This window comes from Aneurinibacillus danicus, assembly GCF_007991215.1.
GTDB lineage: Bacteria > Bacillota > Bacilli > Aneurinibacillales > Aneurinibacillaceae > Aneurinibacillus > Aneurinibacillus danicus.
Window position 1 is genome coordinate 1 of sequence record NZ_BJXX01000146.1, and the last position, 18146, is coordinate 18146.

At 50.2% G+C, this 18146-nt stretch carries 17 protein-coding genes; 13 read left to right on the forward strand and 4 right to left on the reverse strand.

Features of this window, described 5'->3' with window-relative positions; translation table 11 throughout:
• Nucleotides 1-13: 13 nt before the first annotated feature.
• The 11 genes from ADA01nite_RS15580 to ADA01nite_RS15630 all read left to right on the forward strand — a co-directional run bounded on the left by ADA01nite_RS15580 (nucleotide 14) and on the right by ADA01nite_RS15630 (nucleotide 11337).
• Nucleotides 14-451 carry a DUF350 domain-containing protein gene (locus ADA01nite_RS15580; protein WP_146811200.1) on the forward strand — a complete coding sequence of 146 codons (438 nt, stop codon included), beginning with the start codon at nucleotides 14-16 and terminating at the stop codon, nucleotides 449-451.
• Between the two features lie 46 nt (nucleotides 452-497).
• Nucleotides 498-1196, forward strand: coding sequence for an ABC transporter ATP-binding protein (locus ADA01nite_RS15585; protein WP_146811201.1), 699 nt, complete (start codon nucleotides 498-500; stop codon nucleotides 1194-1196).
• Nucleotides 1183-2847 carry a DUF6583 family protein gene (locus ADA01nite_RS15590; protein WP_146811202.1) on the forward strand — a complete coding sequence of 555 codons (1665 nt, stop codon included), beginning with the start codon at nucleotides 1183-1185 and terminating at the stop codon, nucleotides 2845-2847. Before ADA01nite_RS15585 ends, ADA01nite_RS15590 begins: the two co-directional genes overlap by 14 nt.
• Before the next feature lie 72 nt (nucleotides 2848-2919).
• Entirely contained in the window at nucleotides 2920-4134 is a 1215-nt protein-coding gene (locus ADA01nite_RS15595; RefSeq protein WP_170230317.1) for an ABC transporter permease, read from the forward strand.
• The gene (locus tag ADA01nite_RS15600; RefSeq protein ID WP_146811204.1) at nucleotides 4135-5352 is read left to right on the forward strand and encodes an ABC transporter permease; all 1218 of its coding nucleotides are present in this window, start codon (nucleotides 4135-4137) and stop codon (nucleotides 5350-5352) included.
• A gap of 444 nt (nucleotides 5353-5796) precedes the next feature.
• Nucleotides 5797-6582: an IclR family transcriptional regulator gene (locus ADA01nite_RS15605; protein WP_246147367.1), complete on the forward strand. Its 786-nt coding sequence runs from the start codon at nucleotides 5797-5799 to the stop codon at nucleotides 6580-6582.
• A gap of 173 nt (nucleotides 6583-6755) precedes the next feature.
• Entirely contained in the window at nucleotides 6756-7490 is a 735-nt protein-coding gene (pxpB, locus tag ADA01nite_RS15610; RefSeq protein WP_146811205.1) for a 5-oxoprolinase subunit PxpB, read from the forward strand.
• Nucleotides 7487-8485, forward strand: a complete 999-nt coding sequence (locus tag ADA01nite_RS15615; RefSeq protein ID WP_146811206.1) for a 5-oxoprolinase subunit C family protein — start codon at nucleotides 7487-7489, stop codon at nucleotides 8483-8485. Before pxpB ends, ADA01nite_RS15615 begins: the two co-directional genes overlap by 4 nt.
• 23 nt (nucleotides 8486-8508) lie before the next feature.
• Nucleotides 8509-9273 carry a LamB/YcsF family protein gene (locus tag ADA01nite_RS15620; RefSeq protein WP_146811207.1) on the forward strand — a complete coding sequence of 255 codons (765 nt, stop codon included), beginning with the start codon at nucleotides 8509-8511 and terminating at the stop codon, nucleotides 9271-9273.
• Nucleotides 9274-9323: 50 nt separating this feature from the next.
• Nucleotides 9324-10514 (forward strand): NRAMP family divalent metal transporter, encoded by a 1191-nt coding sequence (locus tag ADA01nite_RS15625; RefSeq protein ID WP_146811208.1) that lies wholly within the window; start codon nucleotides 9324-9326, stop codon nucleotides 10512-10514.
• Between the two features lie 31 nt (nucleotides 10515-10545).
• The gene (locus ADA01nite_RS15630; protein WP_146811209.1) at nucleotides 10546-11337 is read left to right on the forward strand and encodes a putative hydro-lyase; all 792 of its coding nucleotides are present in this window, start codon (nucleotides 10546-10548) and stop codon (nucleotides 11335-11337) included.
• A gap of 143 nt (nucleotides 11338-11480) precedes the next feature.
• On the opposite strand, the gene ADA01nite_RS15635 is transcribed toward ADA01nite_RS15630, so the two are convergent.
• Both ADA01nite_RS15635 and ADA01nite_RS15640 read right to left on the reverse strand, forming a co-directional pair.
• The gene (locus ADA01nite_RS15635; protein ID WP_146811210.1) at nucleotides 11481-11768 is read right to left on the reverse strand and encodes a DUF2178 domain-containing protein; all 288 of its coding nucleotides are present in this window, start codon (nucleotides 11766-11768) and stop codon (nucleotides 11481-11483) included.
• A 2-nt stretch (nucleotides 11769-11770) separates the two neighbouring features.
• Entirely contained in the window at nucleotides 11771-11995 is a 225-nt protein-coding gene (locus tag ADA01nite_RS15640) for a helix-turn-helix transcriptional regulator (protein ID WP_146811211.1), read from the reverse strand.
• A 239-nt stretch (nucleotides 11996-12234) separates the two neighbouring features.
• Here ADA01nite_RS15640 and ADA01nite_RS15645 point away from each other — a divergent pair, with 239 nt between their 5' ends.
• Nucleotides 12235-12609 (forward strand): DUF423 domain-containing protein, encoded by a 375-nt coding sequence (locus ADA01nite_RS15645; RefSeq protein ID WP_146811212.1) that lies wholly within the window; start codon nucleotides 12235-12237, stop codon nucleotides 12607-12609.
• A 1-nt stretch (nucleotide 12610) separates the two neighbouring features.
• On the opposite strand, the gene ADA01nite_RS15650 is transcribed toward ADA01nite_RS15645, so the two are convergent.
• The gene (locus ADA01nite_RS15650; protein ID WP_146811213.1) at nucleotides 12611-15616 is read right to left on the reverse strand and encodes a heparinase II/III domain-containing protein; all 3006 of its coding nucleotides are present in this window, start codon (nucleotides 15614-15616) and stop codon (nucleotides 12611-12613) included.
• Nucleotides 15617-15851: 235 nt separating this feature from the next.
• Nucleotides 15852-16691, reverse strand: a complete 840-nt coding sequence (locus tag ADA01nite_RS15655) for a YihY/virulence factor BrkB family protein (RefSeq protein WP_146811214.1) — start codon at nucleotides 16689-16691, stop codon at nucleotides 15852-15854.
• 107 nt (nucleotides 16692-16798) lie between these two features.
• Here ADA01nite_RS15655 and ADA01nite_RS15660 point away from each other — a divergent pair, with 107 nt between their 5' ends.
• Complete coding sequence (locus ADA01nite_RS15660; protein ID WP_146811215.1) at nucleotides 16799-18094, forward strand: class I SAM-dependent rRNA methyltransferase; 1296 nt, start codon at nucleotides 16799-16801, stop codon at nucleotides 18092-18094.
• Nucleotides 18095-18146 lie beyond the last annotated feature (52 nt).

Consider the following 18146-nt stretch of genomic DNA (forward strand, 5'->3'; position numbering starts at 1 on the left):
GAGGAGATTGACCATGGCGTCGCAATGGGATAACATTTTGAATTTTCTGGTTTATCTGGCTGTTACGCTTCCGCTGCTCGGCTTCGGCATGCTGGTGTTTATATTTACGACTCCTTATAAAGAGTATGCGCTTATCCGGGAAGGGGCCGATACGAACGACGTGCAGAAACAACGCGCCGCAAAGGCTGCCGCTCATGATTTGGGTGGAAAGATGATCGGTCTGTCCATCGTTTTGGCTTCTGCGATCTATAACTCTGTCAACCTGCTCGATCTTGTCATCTGGGGTGTGGTAGCTACCATATTCCAGGTGCTTGTGTTCTATTTGTTTGAACTGATTACACCGTTCCGAGTTGTCTCGGAAATTCCGAAAGGCAACGTGGCGGTGGGGCTTTTTGCATCCCGGCTTAGCATCGCCACAGGCTTATTGATGGCGGCGCTAATCAGCTATTAAAATAATCTGGTTGTCCTGCCAGGAGAGGAGAGAGAAAAAATCCACCGTGTTTATTACGATTCGCAACATCAGCAAGAAATACGGTCAAAAAAGTGTGCTGAACAGCATCAATCTTGATATTGCGCAGGGCGAAATGTTCGGTGTGGCAGGCGAGAACGGGGCCGGAAAGTCCACGCTTCTCTCTATCATCGCGTCGGTCGTCAAGCCGAGCGGTGGAGAAGTGCTCATCGACGGTACCTCCGTGCATCGGGGCGGAGCCGCAATCAAAAAGCGCATCGGCTACGTCCCGCAGGAATTGGCGTTATATCCTTCCCTGCGCGGTATCGATAATCTCGCATTCTGGGGCAAGATGTGCGGCCTCAGGGGAAAAGAGCTGGTGCTGCGCATGGATGAAGTGATGGATATCATCGACCTGCGCGATAGAATCAAAGAACGCGTAGAGGCGTATTCCGGGGGAATGAAGCGCAGGCTGAATCTGGGAGTGGCGCTGCTGCACCGGCCCGATCTGCTGATTCTTGACGAGCCGACGGCCGGCGTAGACGTCCGCTCCCGCCGACAGATTATCCAGGCGCTCAAAGAGATGAGCAGGCGCGGGAGTACTATTCTTTACACCAGCCATCACCTGGAAGAGATGGAGGCGTGTGACCGTATTGGAGTTTTAAAAGGCGGAGAGCTCCTCGCCGTGGGCGTGACACAAGAGGTTCAACATTATTTGGAGGGGGAACAACAACATGGCAAGAGGTAAAATGCCACTGATTCTGGTGCTGGTAGTTCTGCTGGTAGCGGCAGGGGGACTATATTCGGCGTACGCTTTCTTCGACGTATTCAAAAGCGACAAAACCGTCTATCTCGAAGCGGAAGCGAAAGAAATGCAGAACTTTTCCGAGATGATAGAAGAATACAACCAGAAGTATAACGAGTACGCTAAACCGTATCTGGAAGGGGCTGTAGAACAGAAGATAGAGTTGTCCAATCTAACGGTTGATATGCAGACAACCGATCCGCAAGAGGCAAAAATCATGGAAATCGTAAAAGACGCCAAAGTGGTCGTGGAATCAAAAATGGACGATAAGAACAAAAAGAATTTCCTGAAAGCTGATGTAAATATAAAGAACAACAACGTCATCGGTGTCGAGTTCTTCTATGACGCTGAAAAGCTGGGATTCGGTGTTCCCGCTTTATACAACAAATACGGATATTTCAACTGGAAAGATAAAGCCGTCATCGAGCAGAAATACGGCATCCCGGGCATTCCGGAAAGCATCCCGTCCCAGAAAGAATACCTGGATCTTATCCAAATTCCGAAGGAAGAGCTGCAGCCGATTATGCGCGAGTACGCTATGCTGTATGCTGATAGCATCCAGAATGATCAGGTTAGCGTGAAGAAAAACGCCACATTTGAAGAGGCGGGCGTGAAAATGGACGCGAAGGAAATTACGGTTACGTTCACTCCGGAGCAATATAAGCAGCTGATGAAAAAGATGGCGGATAAAATTTCCAAAGACCAAAAGCTTCAGGACTTATTATATCCTCGCTATCAGAAATTAGCCGAGTTGACAGCATCAGGCTCGCCGGAAGATTTGCCGAAGCTGAGCAAAGAAGAGTTTAAAAAGAAATTCGCCGAATTCAAAGAAGAGGCAGACCGTTCGATCGATAACGGTGAGTACGGTGACGGTATAAAAATGATTGTCTATGCGGACAAAGAAGACAACATTCTCAGCAGGACGATTGAAATGAATGATACGAAATCCGGCGATAAAAATACGTTGAAGCTCGTGAGTTTCCAGGACAAAGAAAACAAAGACCATGTTGTTTTCGACGTAAACACGAAGAAATCTGACAATATGGAAGAAAAAGTGAACATCGCCTATGTAAACAAAAAAGAAGGCGAGAATTGCAAAGGCAATGTGAAGTTTACCGTTGTCGATAAGACGGGCAGCAGCACGCTGACCGACGTGGTAGCGGAAGCCGACTTTGCAATGACAAAAGAGGGGAACAAGCAGAATCAGGACGTAAAAGTAAAGATTAATGACAACGAAAGCGGACAGTCTGAGCCGATTGTGCTGAGCTGGAAAGGTACGGTAACGAATAACGATAAAGATAAAACGCGGATCGCGGATTATAAAGTGGAAATGAGCGGGCCGCAGGACGATCCAACCATGCCGAAGAAGATTTCGCTCGATATGAAGAGCAACGAGAAATTCAACGTAGCGGGCGTGAAGCTGCCGGAGCTGAATGCACAGAACAGCATCAACCTCGCGACAATGACCGACCAGCAGATGATGCAGATTCAGCAGGAGATTCAGCAGGGAAGCATGCAGTTCATGATGAAAAATATGGCATTGTTCCAGCAGCTGGGTATTATTCCGGCAGACGCGGGAATGATGATGCCGTAATGCAAGAGGGGAAGGAGCCTGTCAAGGCTCCTTCTTATGCTTGCGGTATAGGAAAGGAGTGAGATTGCCGTTGTGCTGGTAAAAACCTTGATTTTAAAAGAGCTGACTTTATACTGGCGTGACCGAAAGGCGATTGGACTCCTGCTGGTGCTGCCGCTGTTTTTCATCTGGCTTTTTGTCCAGGTGCTTTCGCCGTATTTGTTTTCCAGCCGGTATAGCCAGGCGTTTGAGATTGCATTTGTGGATGAAGACCAAACGTTCAATACGAAGATGATCAGCCGGCAGTTGGAAGAGCTGGATTACATGAAAGGATTTATTACCGTACATAAAACAGAAAGAACGCAGGCAATGCGGATGCTTGAGACGAACCGGATTGCAGGCGCCATTATGATTCCAAAAGGATTTACGGCCAGCCTGTACAGCGGCGACAACTATCCGGTCGAATTCATCGGCAACCGGACGCGCAAAGAGCAGGCCGATCAGATAAAGAATCAGCTTATTAGCGCCATGAATGACCTGTCGGCCGGGCAGAGCGCCGTAAAGGCGGTCTGGCATGCCGCAAGAGATGGAGGGGCGAGTGCCGAACAACTGGATCGGGTAATGAAAGACAGCGTGCTTGATTTCATGATGCGGGCGCTTGGACGCAATGAAATCTACGAGGAAATTACGCTTTCGTCGATTCCGCAGGTGAGTTTTCCGGAGTACTTTACGTCCGCGCTCGCGGTCGTATTCGTCAGCTTTCTCGGCATTCGGGGCAGCCGTTCCCTGGCCGAGGAAAAGGAGCTGGGAATGCTGGACAGGTTTCGGGCTGCGTCTGTCGGCATGTGGCAGGTATTTACCGGGAAGTTCTTCGGTATATTTCTGCTACTGTGGATACAGACCGCACTGCTGGTCATCGGAGCGAGCCTGTTATTCGATAATTATCTGGGTGCACAGCCGGCTTCGTTTCTGTTCGTTTTTACGGCAACTGCGTTCGCTGTTGCTTCCTGGTCGTTTTTGCTGGCGGTTCTCGGCTTGTTCTCCAAAGGGACGGAGCTGCTCGGATACATCGGCACATTTTTTCTGGCTATTATCGGCGGGAACATTTATCCGTTGTTCTCCCTGTCGGACAGTCTGCAGACAGCGAGTGAATTTACGTTTACCCGGTGGGCCATGCACGGCATGCTGAAGATTTTCTCCGGTGACGAATCGCTTTCCGTCTGGCCGGAGACGAGGATGCTGCTGATCATTGGCTGTGTGCTGCTTACGATAGCCGCAATACTTCTGCCGTTTGTGGGGAGGAAGTAGATGTACGCAATATTACAGGTGTTAAAACTCAGGCTGCGGTTGATGCTACAGGATCGGGTGTTCCTTCTTTTGCTGCTGGCATTTCCCTTCGTATTCGTATTTATTTTGAATGCCACGCAAAGCTTTGAGAAACAGTCCGTTATTCCCGTGGCGGTAGCGGATGAAGACGGAAGCGATTATTCTAGATTAATCGTAGATCGGTTTGCGGACAAAGAAGGCATACGCGTACTCCGTGTCAGCCGCGACGAAGCGTATAAGCTAACAGAAAGCTTTAAAGTAGAAGCCGCGTTCGTCATTAAGGCAGGGCTAAAAGACGCCATCCTGGAAGAAGATACAGACGATACGGTGGAGATGCTGAAGAATCCGGGCTCGCTGTCATACGGAATTCTTGGCGAGATGCTCGGCAGTGAGGTGATGCGGCTGTCGGCCAATGCGGGTGCCGCAAACAGCGCCGAACAGATCTATCGACTGTATGGATTGACATCACCCGCTTCAGGCTCTCTCTGGGAGAAGGTCTGGAAATATACAGATTCTCAATGGGAACCAAAGCCGCTGATGACGATTGATTATAAGGAGATGGCAGGCGGTGGTGTACAGACGGTGAACAGGTTGACGAGCGTATCGAATGCGGCGCTGACCGGAATAGGCATGCTGCTGGTGTTTATATTGATGTTTGTGACGCTGCACAGCCGGTGGTTGCTTGAGGAACGCGATAACGGAACGCTCAAGCGGATGATGTCCGTACCCGGCATGCTGTGGAAATTTTATGCTGGCAACATTGCCGCGCTAGGCCTGCTTTCCTTATTTCTGGTTGGCGTCTGCGCTGTGCTGGCCCGGCTTTTGTTCGGTGCTTCACTCGTATTTCATCCGCTGCAGTACGCGCTGCTTGGCGCGTATATATTTGCGGTTATCGGACTCGGTATGCTTTTCTCGGCGGTTTTTAAAACCGGTCGGCAACTTGAGACCGGGGCCCCGTTACTCGCGCTGCTGACCGGATTTATCGGAGGATGCTTCTGGCCATTCCTGCCGCTTACAGGCCCGGTCAGGACGTTTTCGTTATGCACGCCGCAAGGTTGGACATTGGCCGGTATGAAACCGCTGGTAGCAGGTGACTATCAGTTTTTGGACATTTTTCAGATTATGCTGGTTCTTCTCGGCTTTGGGACTGTATTATTTTTATATAGTTTCTACCATATCCGCAGGCAGGCAATTTCTTAAAATCCATCTCGCTTAGTCTCTAAATTTTCAAAGAAAAAGCGTCCCGAGATCCATTTGCGTGGATTTGGGACGTTTCTTGCATTTCAGCTTTTCGCGATGGATGCCTTCGACGTATACTTGGCGTACACTTCAGAACGACGCTCTTTCGAAGGGAAAACCTGGCCGCGTTCGCCTTTTTCTACATTAAAATCCTCTTCTCATTCCTTTCTCTTTTTTCCTTCGTACCACAAAAGTCAGCCGCCCTTTTTATGATTTTCATGCCGGGGTTGCGGCAGAAACACCAGAGTCGTTTTCTATCATTATCATTTTTTTTGTTTTTCTAACAACTGTATCTGTAAAAAAATCTTACATATGGCTTGAGTTTTTATTCAGATGATTTTATTATAACAGATAATTATATTAAATTCGGAATAGTTATTCCGAAATTCGGAACGGAGGAGTGCGGTGAGCAGGAATAAAACTGTAGTCAAATCGCTTGAAATATTACAGATATTTTACTCTCATGATCGGCTGACGCTTCAGGAAATGGTTGATGTAACGGGCATGCCAAAGACGTCTGTATATCGCCAGGTAAAATCGCTGGAAGAAATGGGATTTCTTGTCCGGGACGGTGAAGGAAAGTATTCGCTTGGTCTTATTTTTCTGAAATTGGGGCAGCTTGTGGCTGAACGGCTCGATATTCGGCAGATCGCCCTGCCTTTTATGCGCAGATTGCGTGATGAAATGAAAGAGGCGGTTAATTTAATCGTTCGGGAAGGCGATGAAGCGATCTACATTGAGAAGGTGGATACGCAGAATCCGGTCCGGCTTTATACGAGGGTAGGCAGACGCACGCCGCTGTATGCGGGAGCCTGTTCCCGGATTCTTCTCTCGTATATGTCTCTGGAAGAAGTCGAACGCTATATCAATAAAGTTGAATTGAAGGCGATTGCTTCCGGAACGATTACGGACCGGGATCAACTGTGGGAAACCGTTATGCAGACGAGAAAGAACGGGTACTCCGTCAGTTATTCAGAGCTGGAAGATTATTCGGCGGCGGTGGCCGCTCCGGTTTTTAACCACAGGGGCGAGGTTGTGGCCGGAATTAGCATGGCCGGGCTGGAAGCTCATTACCGGGGTGAAAATCTACCGCCGCTCATTGAAAAAATTAAGCGGACCGCGTTCGAAATTTCCTGTCAGCTTGGTTTTAAAGAAAATAACTATGGCTTTTCTGCCGCAACCTCGACATGAAAATTACGGGAAGGCCAGCTGACTTTTGTGGTACGAAGGAAAAAAGAGAAAGGAATGAGAAGAGGATTTTAATGTGGAAAAAGGCGAAGGCCTTTTTCTTCCCCGGATCTCCTTTCCTCTATCCTCTCCTTCTTTCCTCACGATTTTCACAGAAAAAAGCGAGGTGAAGACGCATGAAATTACTCCCGCTAGGAGACGCTGCGGTGGTAATTGAATTGGGAGACGAGATTTCAGAGGATGTACACCGCAAAGTAAAAGCGCTGTCCATGCGGCTTGCGGAGCGGCCCATTCCCGGCATGATAGAATATGTTCCCGCTTTTACAACGGTCACGGTGTTTTACGATCCGTGTCTTGTACTGAAAGAAATGGGCATACGCCTGACGGAAAACAAAACATTAGCTCCGCCTTCCCCCTATCAACAGATGTGCAGCTTGCTGAAAGATACGCTCACAGATATAGAAGCGGAAGCGGATGTGCCGACGCGCGTGATCGAGATTCCTGTCTGCTATGGAGAAGAATTTGGCCCCGATCTCGAGTTTGTAGCCAAACATAACGGGCTGACGCCGGAAGAAGTCATACGCATTCACAGCGAAGCGGAATATCTCGTATACATGATTGGCTTCGCGCCCGGTTTTCCGTATCTCGGCGGCATGCCGGAGGCAATTGCCGCGCCGCGCCGCCCATCGCCCCGCCTCTCTATTCCCGCCGGCTCGGTCGGTATTGCCGGGAAACAGACAGGTGTCTACCCGATTGAAACGCCGGGAGGCTGGCAACTTATCGGACGGACTCCGCTTAAGCTGTTTGTTCCGGACAGCGATTCGCCGACACTGCTTACGGCAGGCGATCACATTCGTTTCCGGGCAATTTCCCGGCATGAATACGATGAATGGAAGGAGGGAGGTGAATGAGGGTAAAAGTGCTGCGCCCGGGATTGCTGACAAGCATACAGGATTTGGGCCGGTATGGATTCCAGCAGCGCGGCGTGATCGTAAGCGGTGCGATGGATACGTTCTCGCTGCGAATGGCCAATCTGCTGGTCGGCAATGATGAAGGCGAAGCAGGGCTGGAGATTACTTTAATAGGTCCAAAATTAGAATTTGAAGAAAGTGCACTGGTTGCTGTCTGTGGTGCCGATTTGTCGCCTGAGGTGGACGGTCAATCTATTCCGCAATGGCGTCCCGTGTATATAAAGAAAGGCAGCATTTTGAACTTCCGTGGCTGTGTGTCCGGTTGCCGCGCGTATTTGGCAATGGCGGGCGGGTTTGCCGTAGAGAAAGTGTTGGGAAGCCGCAGTACATATTTGCGCGCTGGTATCGGTGGATATCAGGGGCGGGCGCTAAAAGAAGGGGATGTGCTGGAAGCAGGTCAGCCTTCTGAACGGGCGGAATGGAAAATGCAGAAGCTTTCAGCTCAGGGGGGTGATACGATTGCGTCAGGATGGAGCATAAGCGTAGACGTATTCCCGGACTATGATGTGAATCCGACCGTCCGTGTGCTGCGCGGTGCGCAGTTCGACCGGTTTACGAAGGAAAGCAGGGAAGCGTTCTTTGCTTCAACGTTTCAGGTTACACCGCAATCCGACCGGATGGGGTATCGTCTGAAGGGACCGGAGCTTTCGCTTACGGAACCGCTGGAAATGCTCTCATCATCGGTGGCGTTCGGTACGGTGCAGGTGCCGCCGGAGGGACAGCCGATTGCGCTGCTGGCGGACCGGCAGACCGCGGGCGGCTATCCGAAAATCGCCCAGATTATCTCTGTTGATTTGCCTGTGATAGCTCAGGTAAAACCGGGAGAAAAGATTCGTTTTCAGGAGGTTTCACTTGAAGAAGCGGAAGCGCTCTATCTTGCACGAGAGAAGCAGATTCAACAGGTAAAACAGGGCATTGCCCTGCGTTATCGATAAAAGCAGTGTAGAGGAGGAAGCGTATGTATCGAGTAGACATCAATTGCGACATGGGTGAAAGCTTCGGAGCATACCGGATGGGATCAGACGAAGAGATTCTATCGTATGTTACGTCGGCCAATATCGCCTGCGGATTTCATGCCGGCGGACCGGCTGTCATGCGCAGCACAGTGGATATGGCACTTGAAAAAGGAGTGGCGATTGGTGCGCATCCCGGCCTTCCCGATTTGGAAGGGTTCGGACGGCGCAACATGGATATAACGCCGCGGGAAGCGTACGACATGGTCGTATACCAGATCGGCGCATTATACGGATTCGTTAAAGCATCCGGCGGCCGGATGCAACACGTCAAACCGCACGGCGCGTTGTATAATATGGCCGCAAAGAATCCGGGTTTGTCGGAAGGAATTGCTGAAGCGGTTTACAAGGTAGATCCGGAGTTGATTTTGTTCGGCCTATCCGGCAGTGAGCTGGTGAAAGCCGGGGAGAAAATCGGCCTGCGTACGGCGAACGAAGTGTTTGCGGATCGTACGTACCAGATTGACGGCACGCTGACCTCGCGCCGGGAGCCGGATGCGCTGATTACGGATACCGAGCAGGCAGTGCATCAGGTTGTTCGTATGGTAAAAGAGAAAAAAGTGTACACCATGCAGAAGCAGGATATCAACATTCAGGCAGATACCGTCTGTATCCATGGCGATGGCGCCCATGCGCTTGAGTTTGCCAGAACCATTCGGGAGTTACTGCGACAGGCTGACGTATCTGTCCAGGCCGTTGGAAGTAAATAATCATACCGGTTATACACCAATTCTACATCGCAACTAAAGGGGGATTCATCATGGACAAAAAAGGAACCGCAAGCGTACTGCTCGGCGCTGCATTTTTGATGGCGACATCGGCAATCGGACCGGGCTTTCTTACACAAACAACCGTGTTTACCAGCCAATTGGCGGCAAGCTTCGGTTTCGTTATTCTGGTATCTATTATTTTGGATATCGGTGCGCAGATGAACATCTGGCGTGTTATCGCTGTGTCGGAGAAGCGGGCGCAGGACATTGCCAATATGGTGCTGCCGGGACTCGGCTACGTTCTTGCGTTTCTAATCGTAATCGGGGGCCTGGCATTCAATATAGGAAACGTCGGGGGGGCCGGTCTCGGTCTGAACGTACTGTTCGGCATTACGCCGGAGATGGGAGCACTTATAAGCGGGATTATCGCAATTGCGATTTTTGTTATCAAAGAGGCTGGAAAAGCGATGGACCGCTTTGCTCAGATTGCGGGTTTCGTCATGATTGGTCTTACGGTTTACGTAGCGATTACATCACAACCGCCGCTTGGAGAAGCGGTTGTAAGAACATTTGTACCGGAGAAGGTTGACTTTTTGGCTATCGTTACACTGGTCGGCGGAACGGTTGGCGGTTATATCACATTTTCGGGTGGACACCGCTTGCTGGATGCGGGCATTAAGGGAAGAGAAGCGCTGCCTCAAGTTAACCGAAGCGCCGTATCTGCTATCGGTATTGCTTCCATCATGCGCATTGTATTGTTCCTGGCGGCGCTTGGTATTGTAGCGCAGGGCCTGGCGCTTGATCCGAAAAATCCGCCGGCATCCGTCTTCCAGCTTGCGGCCGGCAACATCGGCTACAAAATTTTCGGCATCGTTATGTGGGCGGCGGCCATTACATCGGTTGTCGGCGCTGCATATACATCCGTATCGTTTATTCGGACATTCAGTTCTACGCTGGAGAAATATCATCGCGCGATTATTATTGCCTTTATTGCTATTTCTACTATTGTATTTGTCTTAATTGGTAAGCCGGTAAATGTGCTGATTCTCGTTGGTGCATTAAATGGGATGATTCTGCCGATTTCGCTCGGTGTGATTCTTGTGGCCGCGTATAGAACAAAAATCGTCGGCGACTATAAGCACCCGCTTTGGCTGACGATTTTCGGCGCGGTAATCGTTGTGGTAATGGCGATTATGAGCGGTATGACAATGTTCACAGAACTTCCGAAGCTTTTTGCGTAAGAAATAAATCATAATACAGGAGGAAAGAAAGATGCAGAATGTAGCCGCACTGACTCCGTCTGAAGCACGAGCGCTCATCCGGGAGGGGAAATGGCGCAAACCGACGTCCGGAATGGCCGCGGGCTATACGCAGGCTAACCTGGCGATTTTGAAGAAAGAACTTGCGTTTGAATTTCTTTTGTTCTGTCAGCGCAACCCAAAACCATGCCCGGTGCTGGATGTTACAGAAGCCGGATCGCCGGTGCCGCAGCTGGTGGCGCCGGGAGCCGATCTTCGTACTGATGTTCCGGCGTACCGTGTGTACAGACATGGAGAGCTGGTGGACGAAGTGACGGACATTACATCCTATTGGGAAGACGATATGGTCGCGTTCCTGCTGGGCTGCAGCTTTACGTTCGAGCAGGCGATGCTTAGGAACGGCATTCCGGTGCGTCACATTGAAGAAGGCTGCAACGTACCGATGTACAAAACGAACATTCCATGCGTGAAAGCCGGACCGTTTGAAGGACCTATGGTTGTAAGCATGCGTCCGGTTCCTGAGAAAGACGTCGTGCGTGCCACCCAGGTAACGAGCCGCTTTCCGGCGGTGCATGGCGCACCCATTCATATCGGGAATCCGGCATCTATCGGCATCCTGGATATCGACCAGCCGGACTTCGGGGACCGTGTGACCGTGAAGGAAGGGGAAGTTCCCGTTTTCTGGGCGTGCGGGGTAACGCCGCAGGCGGTGGCCATGCATGTGAAGCCGGAGATTATGATTACGCACGCGCCGGGACATATGTTTATCACAGATATGCATGAAGAGCAGTATAGCGTACTTTAAATAGAGCCATCGTAAAGAAATGAAAGACCTGTCACGCTTTCCGTATGGGAAGCGGAGACAGGTCTTTTTTGCTTCAGATCCTCTTTCCTTCTTTATTTTTCTTATTTTCAAGGCTCGCTCGGTTAAACATAAATTTCAATATTCTAATACTGTCTCTTCAATTTTATAATCGTTGCAGAGTAAGATATGACAACTAATGCAAATAAACAAGTTAAGGCAAAAGTAAACTGTTCTCTATTTAATGGAAATGTGATATTGATAATAAAAATAATTAAATACCCTAACAGAAATGAAAAATAAACGGTCATTCCTGCTATACCTAATATTTTATTACCTCTTTCATCTCCTCCTTCTTTTTTAATGAAATACGCGGAAAAGATGACTGCTACAAGCCCAATAAAAGATAAAACCATACCAATAATAGTATACATAACTATTCTCCCTTATTTAATTTGTATTGAAAAACCTCCTGTATTTCTTTGTCAAAAACAGCCGAAATCTCAAATGCTAAAATCAGAGATGGATTATAACGATTTGCTTCAATCGAAGCAATAGTTTGTCTTGAAACACCAACTTTTTTTGCTAAATCTTGTTGAGTCCACTTTTTTTCGGCTCTTAGAACATTCAATTTATTATATAATTGTCCGTTTCTCTGCATATTCGATTTATCGCCTCTTTTTTTATATATTGTAATTTATTTTTGACATTTTGTAAACTATTTTTGACATCTCGATTTTCATGTCGGAGTTGCGGCTGAGATGCCATGGTGGTTTTTTAAGAAAATTAAAGTAAGGATTTTTCAGAATTAATTACAAAAGATGTATAGACTCTGTCAAAAAGTTTGTAAAAACGTTTGTTATAATAAAAAAGAGATTTCATAAAGCAAAGGAGATAGCGATGGCACGACTATTCATTATTCTCGGCAGTATCAACCTGTTCCTGTCGGTGGCGCTGGGAGCGTTCGGCGCCCACGGTCTTGAAGGAAGAATTGCGGATCGTCTGCTGGAAGTGTACAAAACGGGTGTTCACTATCATATGATTCACGGTCTGGGTCTGCTTGGCATCGGCATCCTCGGCGAGCGCGGCATTGCCGGAATGAAGCAGTTGAAGCTTGCGGGCTGGTTCCACCAGTTCGGCATTCTTTTCTTCTCGTTCAGTCTGTATGCCCTGGCGATGACCGGGATCAGCTGGCTGGGCGCCATCACGCCGATTGGCGGCGTTTGCTTCCTGATTGGCTGGGTTCTGCTCGCGATCGCGGCAGCGAAGAAGTAAACTATAGCCACTGGGTCACATACCCTTCGGCAGCGTCGATAATGTCGAATGCTTCCCCTCCGGTGAACGGGGCAAGGATGCGGGCGCGTATGGTTTTCAGATCGGGTACGTCCTCGATTACAGCGCGTCCGCCCCGCTCGCCCAGCATAAGTTTGCCGCGGAAAGAAGCGGCAAGCGGCAGAGGATAGCAGGTACGAATAGTATTTTTTTCGCAGGATACAATCAATCCTCTGGATAAAGAGAATGAATCGCGCAGAAGAACGGTTACTTCTTCCTGTCCGTTACGGACTTCTTTTACAGAATACAGCGAGGCGGGGGCGTCCGGCGCGGGAGCAATTCGGATATAGTCCGCAGATTTCGGAATCGAATGCGGGCGGAGGCGGAGGGCTCTTTTTTTATAATCAATGGATTTGATGGGCACCCATTCCCGTTTCGTTCCTTCCATTTTCTTTCCCTGAAATGTCATAGAGACGGCTTCAATGCAGGCATAGGCGAGGAGCTTTCCCGTCCGGTCGGTGCGCAGAAATCCGCAGCGCCCTTCGATACACCATTCGCCGAACCGGGTACGTACGGCAATCGACTGGGCAACCGGGCTGTATGCCCAGAAGTCGAGCCAGCCGCTGCCGGCTTCCACCGCAAAAGCGGTCACTTCTCCGCCGCGGGCATTAAGCCGGTGCAAGCCTGTTATCCGCAGTGGATTTTCTTTTTTCGTCGTATGGATAAGCGCGGTGTACTGTTTGGTGGGCCGGTGGCTGCGCACGATGAGAATCGGATGCTGCTCTGTTCCAGACAGGTTCGGGTATTTCCCGGTCATGACCCGGTCGTCCGCATCCATAAGTCCATGCCAGGCCATCTCATACCCTTCTTCCGATTCCCAGCGCGCTTTTATACAGGATAACTGCGGGTGGTATTGCCGGATATCATAGATAAATCCGTAGCCATTATTTGGTGCGGGCGTCCAATACTGCGTTTTCTCACCTTCCAGCAGCGGCACGAATGTCTCTCCCGTTGTCAACCGCTCCCCGAAACTCTTGCCCGGTTCGTCAAAGTAAAGTTTGGCGCTGCTTTCGACCCCGGCCAGCGTCCAGCCGCCTTGTTTTTCCGTTAGCTGCCGTACGCCTTCGAGGGTCAGCTCCGCTTTTTCATGAAAGGCGCGGAATGAGTAATCGCATGTACCGGCTCCGCGAATGTAGAAGAAATCAACCAGATATGAAGAGCCGTCCGGAAGCGGAACGAGCCCTACCATGCGCTGAAACGCATCGGTTCCGTACAGAGATGGCGCTTTCCCCTCATATACCACAGCTTCGGGCGAGCGATACAGAAGCGAGAACTCCCCGCCGGAAAAGGGTTTGTAAAGCTGGCCTTTTTTCATTTGATTGTCTTTATTTACAACCACCGTATTATGAGCGATGGATTTCGTTGTCCAGCCATAGTGTCCGTTGGATCCGTATACGCTATAGCCCAGGTCGGCGGAGATTTCCTTGCCGTAGGCATAGCAGGTAAGGGCAAGCGCATCGTCGTGTGCGTGCGTATGGTTGGCTCCTGTTCGCATGAGAACTGTTGTTTCATTGGTGTCCCGCAGAATGCCGATACCGGCCTGCCCGGTGATGGTTACGTCTTTCGGCAAGTGCAAAGGCGCCGTATGTTTCCACACCGGATGCCAGAGAAATAAGTCGATGCCCTTCTCTCCCAGCTGGCTAAAGACAAGAGGGTACAGGCGCTTAAGCCAGTCGGCCGCTTCATCACGTATATTGGATTGAGGGGAAACGTGATAGAAATGAAGCGCGGCCCGGTATGTGTCCCTGAGCGTTTTCGCATCGGGTTCTCGACTGCGTACCCGATCCTGTCCCCAGTCTCCGTAGCAGGGAAGGTGGCCCTGACAGAGCATCTCCATCGGATTCTGTACGGCAAACCGGAAAAATCTCTCGCTTGCGAAAGGGTGGGAGGGGACGGAGGGTGTGCCGGAAACGGCCCGCACGGAGAGAAGAGCCATATCGAGAAAGACGGTAATGGTAAACATGGAGTAGCCGTACGACCCTTCGAAATACATGCCGTCCCGTCCTACTGCGTTGGAGAGAAACACTTCTGTAGCGTTGATGCCCCATTCGCAGTACTCCCGCTGTTCCGTGACAAGTCCTACCGCCAGCATGGCACGCACCCCGTCCGCCTCGTGGTTGTGCAGCTCCGTCAGGTTTCCGTCTTTGAGATTGTAGGCGGGTCCGCCCGGCTCTGTCAGCATATAATCATGCAGCATTCTCTCGATATTTTCCCGCACCGTTCCCGGCTCGCCGAGCAAAGTGAGCGCGGGTGAGAGTGTATCCATATCTTCCAGGTGATAGAGCCAGTCATAGTCATGGGCGAGAAAGACCTTTACACGATGGACAATGCTTGTCAGCAGATGCAGCCGTCCCATTTCGACTTTGCTTGCGTACGGAGTGAAATCGCGGGGCCCAAGCGTACCCGGAAACACGGCGGCAAACGCATCCAGAATCACAATCGCTTTTTGGGCGTATTTTTTCTCTCCTGTAAGCATATACATATAGGTTAGCTTTGTGACCATGCCCTCATGGTCACGTACGCCGCCCAACAGCCAGCCGGCGGTATAGAAATTCCACATGCCAACCGGATAGTATGCGCTGCCTTTATGGACGAAACCGCGGCCGTCGTCGGGAAAATCCGTATTTGGAAGCGTATGTGAACAGTTGGGGCAGGTTAGTGTTTTATCGGGAAAAAGAGAAAACATCCGGCTTTGCGCTTCCGGTGAGGAAGGGAAGGATTTTTGGCAATACGGGCAGCCGGAGATACCGTAGGCAAATGTCTGTCCCCGCATGGACAGTGTGCACTGGTAAATTACTTCATCGGAATATCCGGCAAGAAAGTCGTCGCATTGCTGCCGCATCTGCTCGAAGCGTCGTTTTGCCCATTCGTGCGTCTCGATATTGCGTCGTGCCATTGTCACGTTGTTCGGCGAGAAGTAAAAACCGATTTTCGGCACAGGCGTCTTCATCCATACTTCCTCCCTATTCTGTTGAGATAAGGAAAAAAGAAAGAGAAGAGGAGGAAAAAATATTCAGGGAAGAAAAAGGCGTTCACCTTTTTCCTCATTGAAATCATTCTCTTCTCTCTTTCCCCTCCATTCGTAAGCAAGGAAAAAAACATGGGGCGTATGATGGCCGTTGCTTTTTCCGTGTGGAGCGTGTGGCCCGAAGGGAGGGAAAAGACCGGCACCGCCCGCGAGTTTTTCAGCTTTTCCCTGTGTATTTTTCGATCAGGGCGTTAATCTGTCCGCCCATAATCAAAATCATCGCCGAGAGGTAAAACCAGATCATCAAAATAATGACGCCTCCAAGGCTTCCGTACGTGAGCGAGTAATTGCCGAAGTTGTTAACGTAATAAGAGAATCCGTAAGAAACGGCCAGCCAGCCAAGACCGGCGAACAGCGCACCGACAATCGTCACCTTCCAATTCACGTCGCAGCTGGGAGCGAAATAGTAGAGAAAGGCAAACAGGCTAATCAGAAACATCAGGCTGACCACCCAGCGCAGCAAGTTCCATATAAGCAGCACATAGTCGGGCACATGCATACGCGAAGTGAAAAACACCTCAATCGTTTTGCCGAAGACGGGCAAAAGCAGCGTTACGAAAATTGCCATGACCATGCCAATGGTAAACAGAATGGCCAGAAGCCGTGACATGAAGTAGGATCGTTCGTCCGCCACATTGTACGCCCGGTTAAGCGCCACAATGATCGCGTGGATGGCACTTGAGGAGGTCCAAAGCGTACCGGCCAGACTCAAAAACAGCAGCCAGCCCCGGCGGGTATTCAAAAAGCTGTGCAGATTCTGCTGCAGAAGCTCGGTCACTTTCTCCGGAGCGATTACCTGGATGATCGCCAGTGCATTTTCTGTCGAAATGGGCATGTAACCAATCAAAGTGAAAGCAAAAATAAAAAAGGGGAAAATCGACAATAAAAAGTAATAGGCCAGCTGGGCGGACATGCCGGATACGTCGTCTTTTATGAAGCGGTCCACCAGTTCGTAACCGAACCGGACAAAACGGTTTTGTTTCCAAATTCTAGTCATAGGAATCTCCATTGACATTCAAGATTGTTATCGTTATTTTACCATTATGTCTATTGTATGCTATAAGTTTGTAAGACAGACGACTTGAAATATGGAGGATTATGATTGTGACAAAAGTTTTTCTTGTGCGGAATCGACGCAAACGTCTCGAACAGGGACATCCGTGGATTTTCCAGAGCGAAGTGGAGCGGATCGAAGGCGACGTTGTACCCGGAGAGATTGTGGAAGTTGTGAATCATCAGGGACATTTCATGGGCAGGGGATATATTAACCCCAAATCGCAAATGATTGTGCGGTTGCTGACGTGGAATCCGGATGAAGAGATAAACCAGGAATTGTTCACGTCTCGTATTCGGGAGGCCTGGAAATTTCGACAGCGCTTCCTGCCGGGCATTCGTTCCTGCCGTGTCCTGTATGGTGAAGCCGATTTTATGCCGGGTCTGGTAGTGGACAAGTTCGAAGACGTACTTGTCGTGCAGATTCTCTCCCTCGGCATGGAAGTGCGCAGAGAATGGATTCTGAATGCGCTGCTGGATGTGTTCGCGCCAAAAGCCGTATATCTGAGAAACGATGTGTATGTGCGCGAGTTGGAAGGGATGGAGCAGGAGAAGGGATTCTGGTACGGAGAATCGGAAACGGAAATCGAGATTGAAGAGAATGGTCTGAAGCTGATCGTCGATATCGAGAATGGACAGAAGACCGGATACTTCTTCGATCAGCGGGAAAACCGTTCGGCGATTGCGCCCATCATGACCGGATGGGGAGAGGCACATGGCATCCGTATGCAGGAGGTTGAGGTGGATGGAATAAACGAACTGCGCCCGGTAGACCGCCGCGGCAAGGTTGTGAAGAATCCGTTCTGGGACGGCGCGGAAGTGCTGGACTGCTTTACGCACACCGGCTCGTTTACGCTGAACGCATGCAAGCATGGCGCGAAAAAAGTAACGACCCTGGATATTTCTGACCATGCGATCGAGACGGCGAAACGGAATGTAAAGTTGAACGGCTTTCTGCATCGCGTCGACTTTGTGGTTGCCAACGCATTCGATTATCTGCGCGAATCGGTCAAAGAAGGCAAGCTGTGGGATGTAGTTATCCTTGACCCGCCGGCGTTTGCGAAATCCCGCGGTGCAGTCAAAGGCGCGCAGCGCGGCTACAAAGATATCAATCTGAACGGCCTGAAGCTCGTGCGTGACGGCGGCTATCTGGTCACGGCGAGCTGCTCCTACCATATGAGTCCGGAACTGTTCGCAGAGACGATTCAGGAAGCAGCGGTGGACGCCAGGAAAGTACTGCGTCTCGTACACTGGAGCGGCGCAGGCATCGATCATCCGAAACTGACCGGCATTGATGAAGGCGATTATCTGAAGTTTGCGATTTACGAAGTGCGGTCGCGGGGATAACGCGCGAAGGAAAAACGAAGCGCAGGCGACCGGATTTTTCGCTATGATAGGG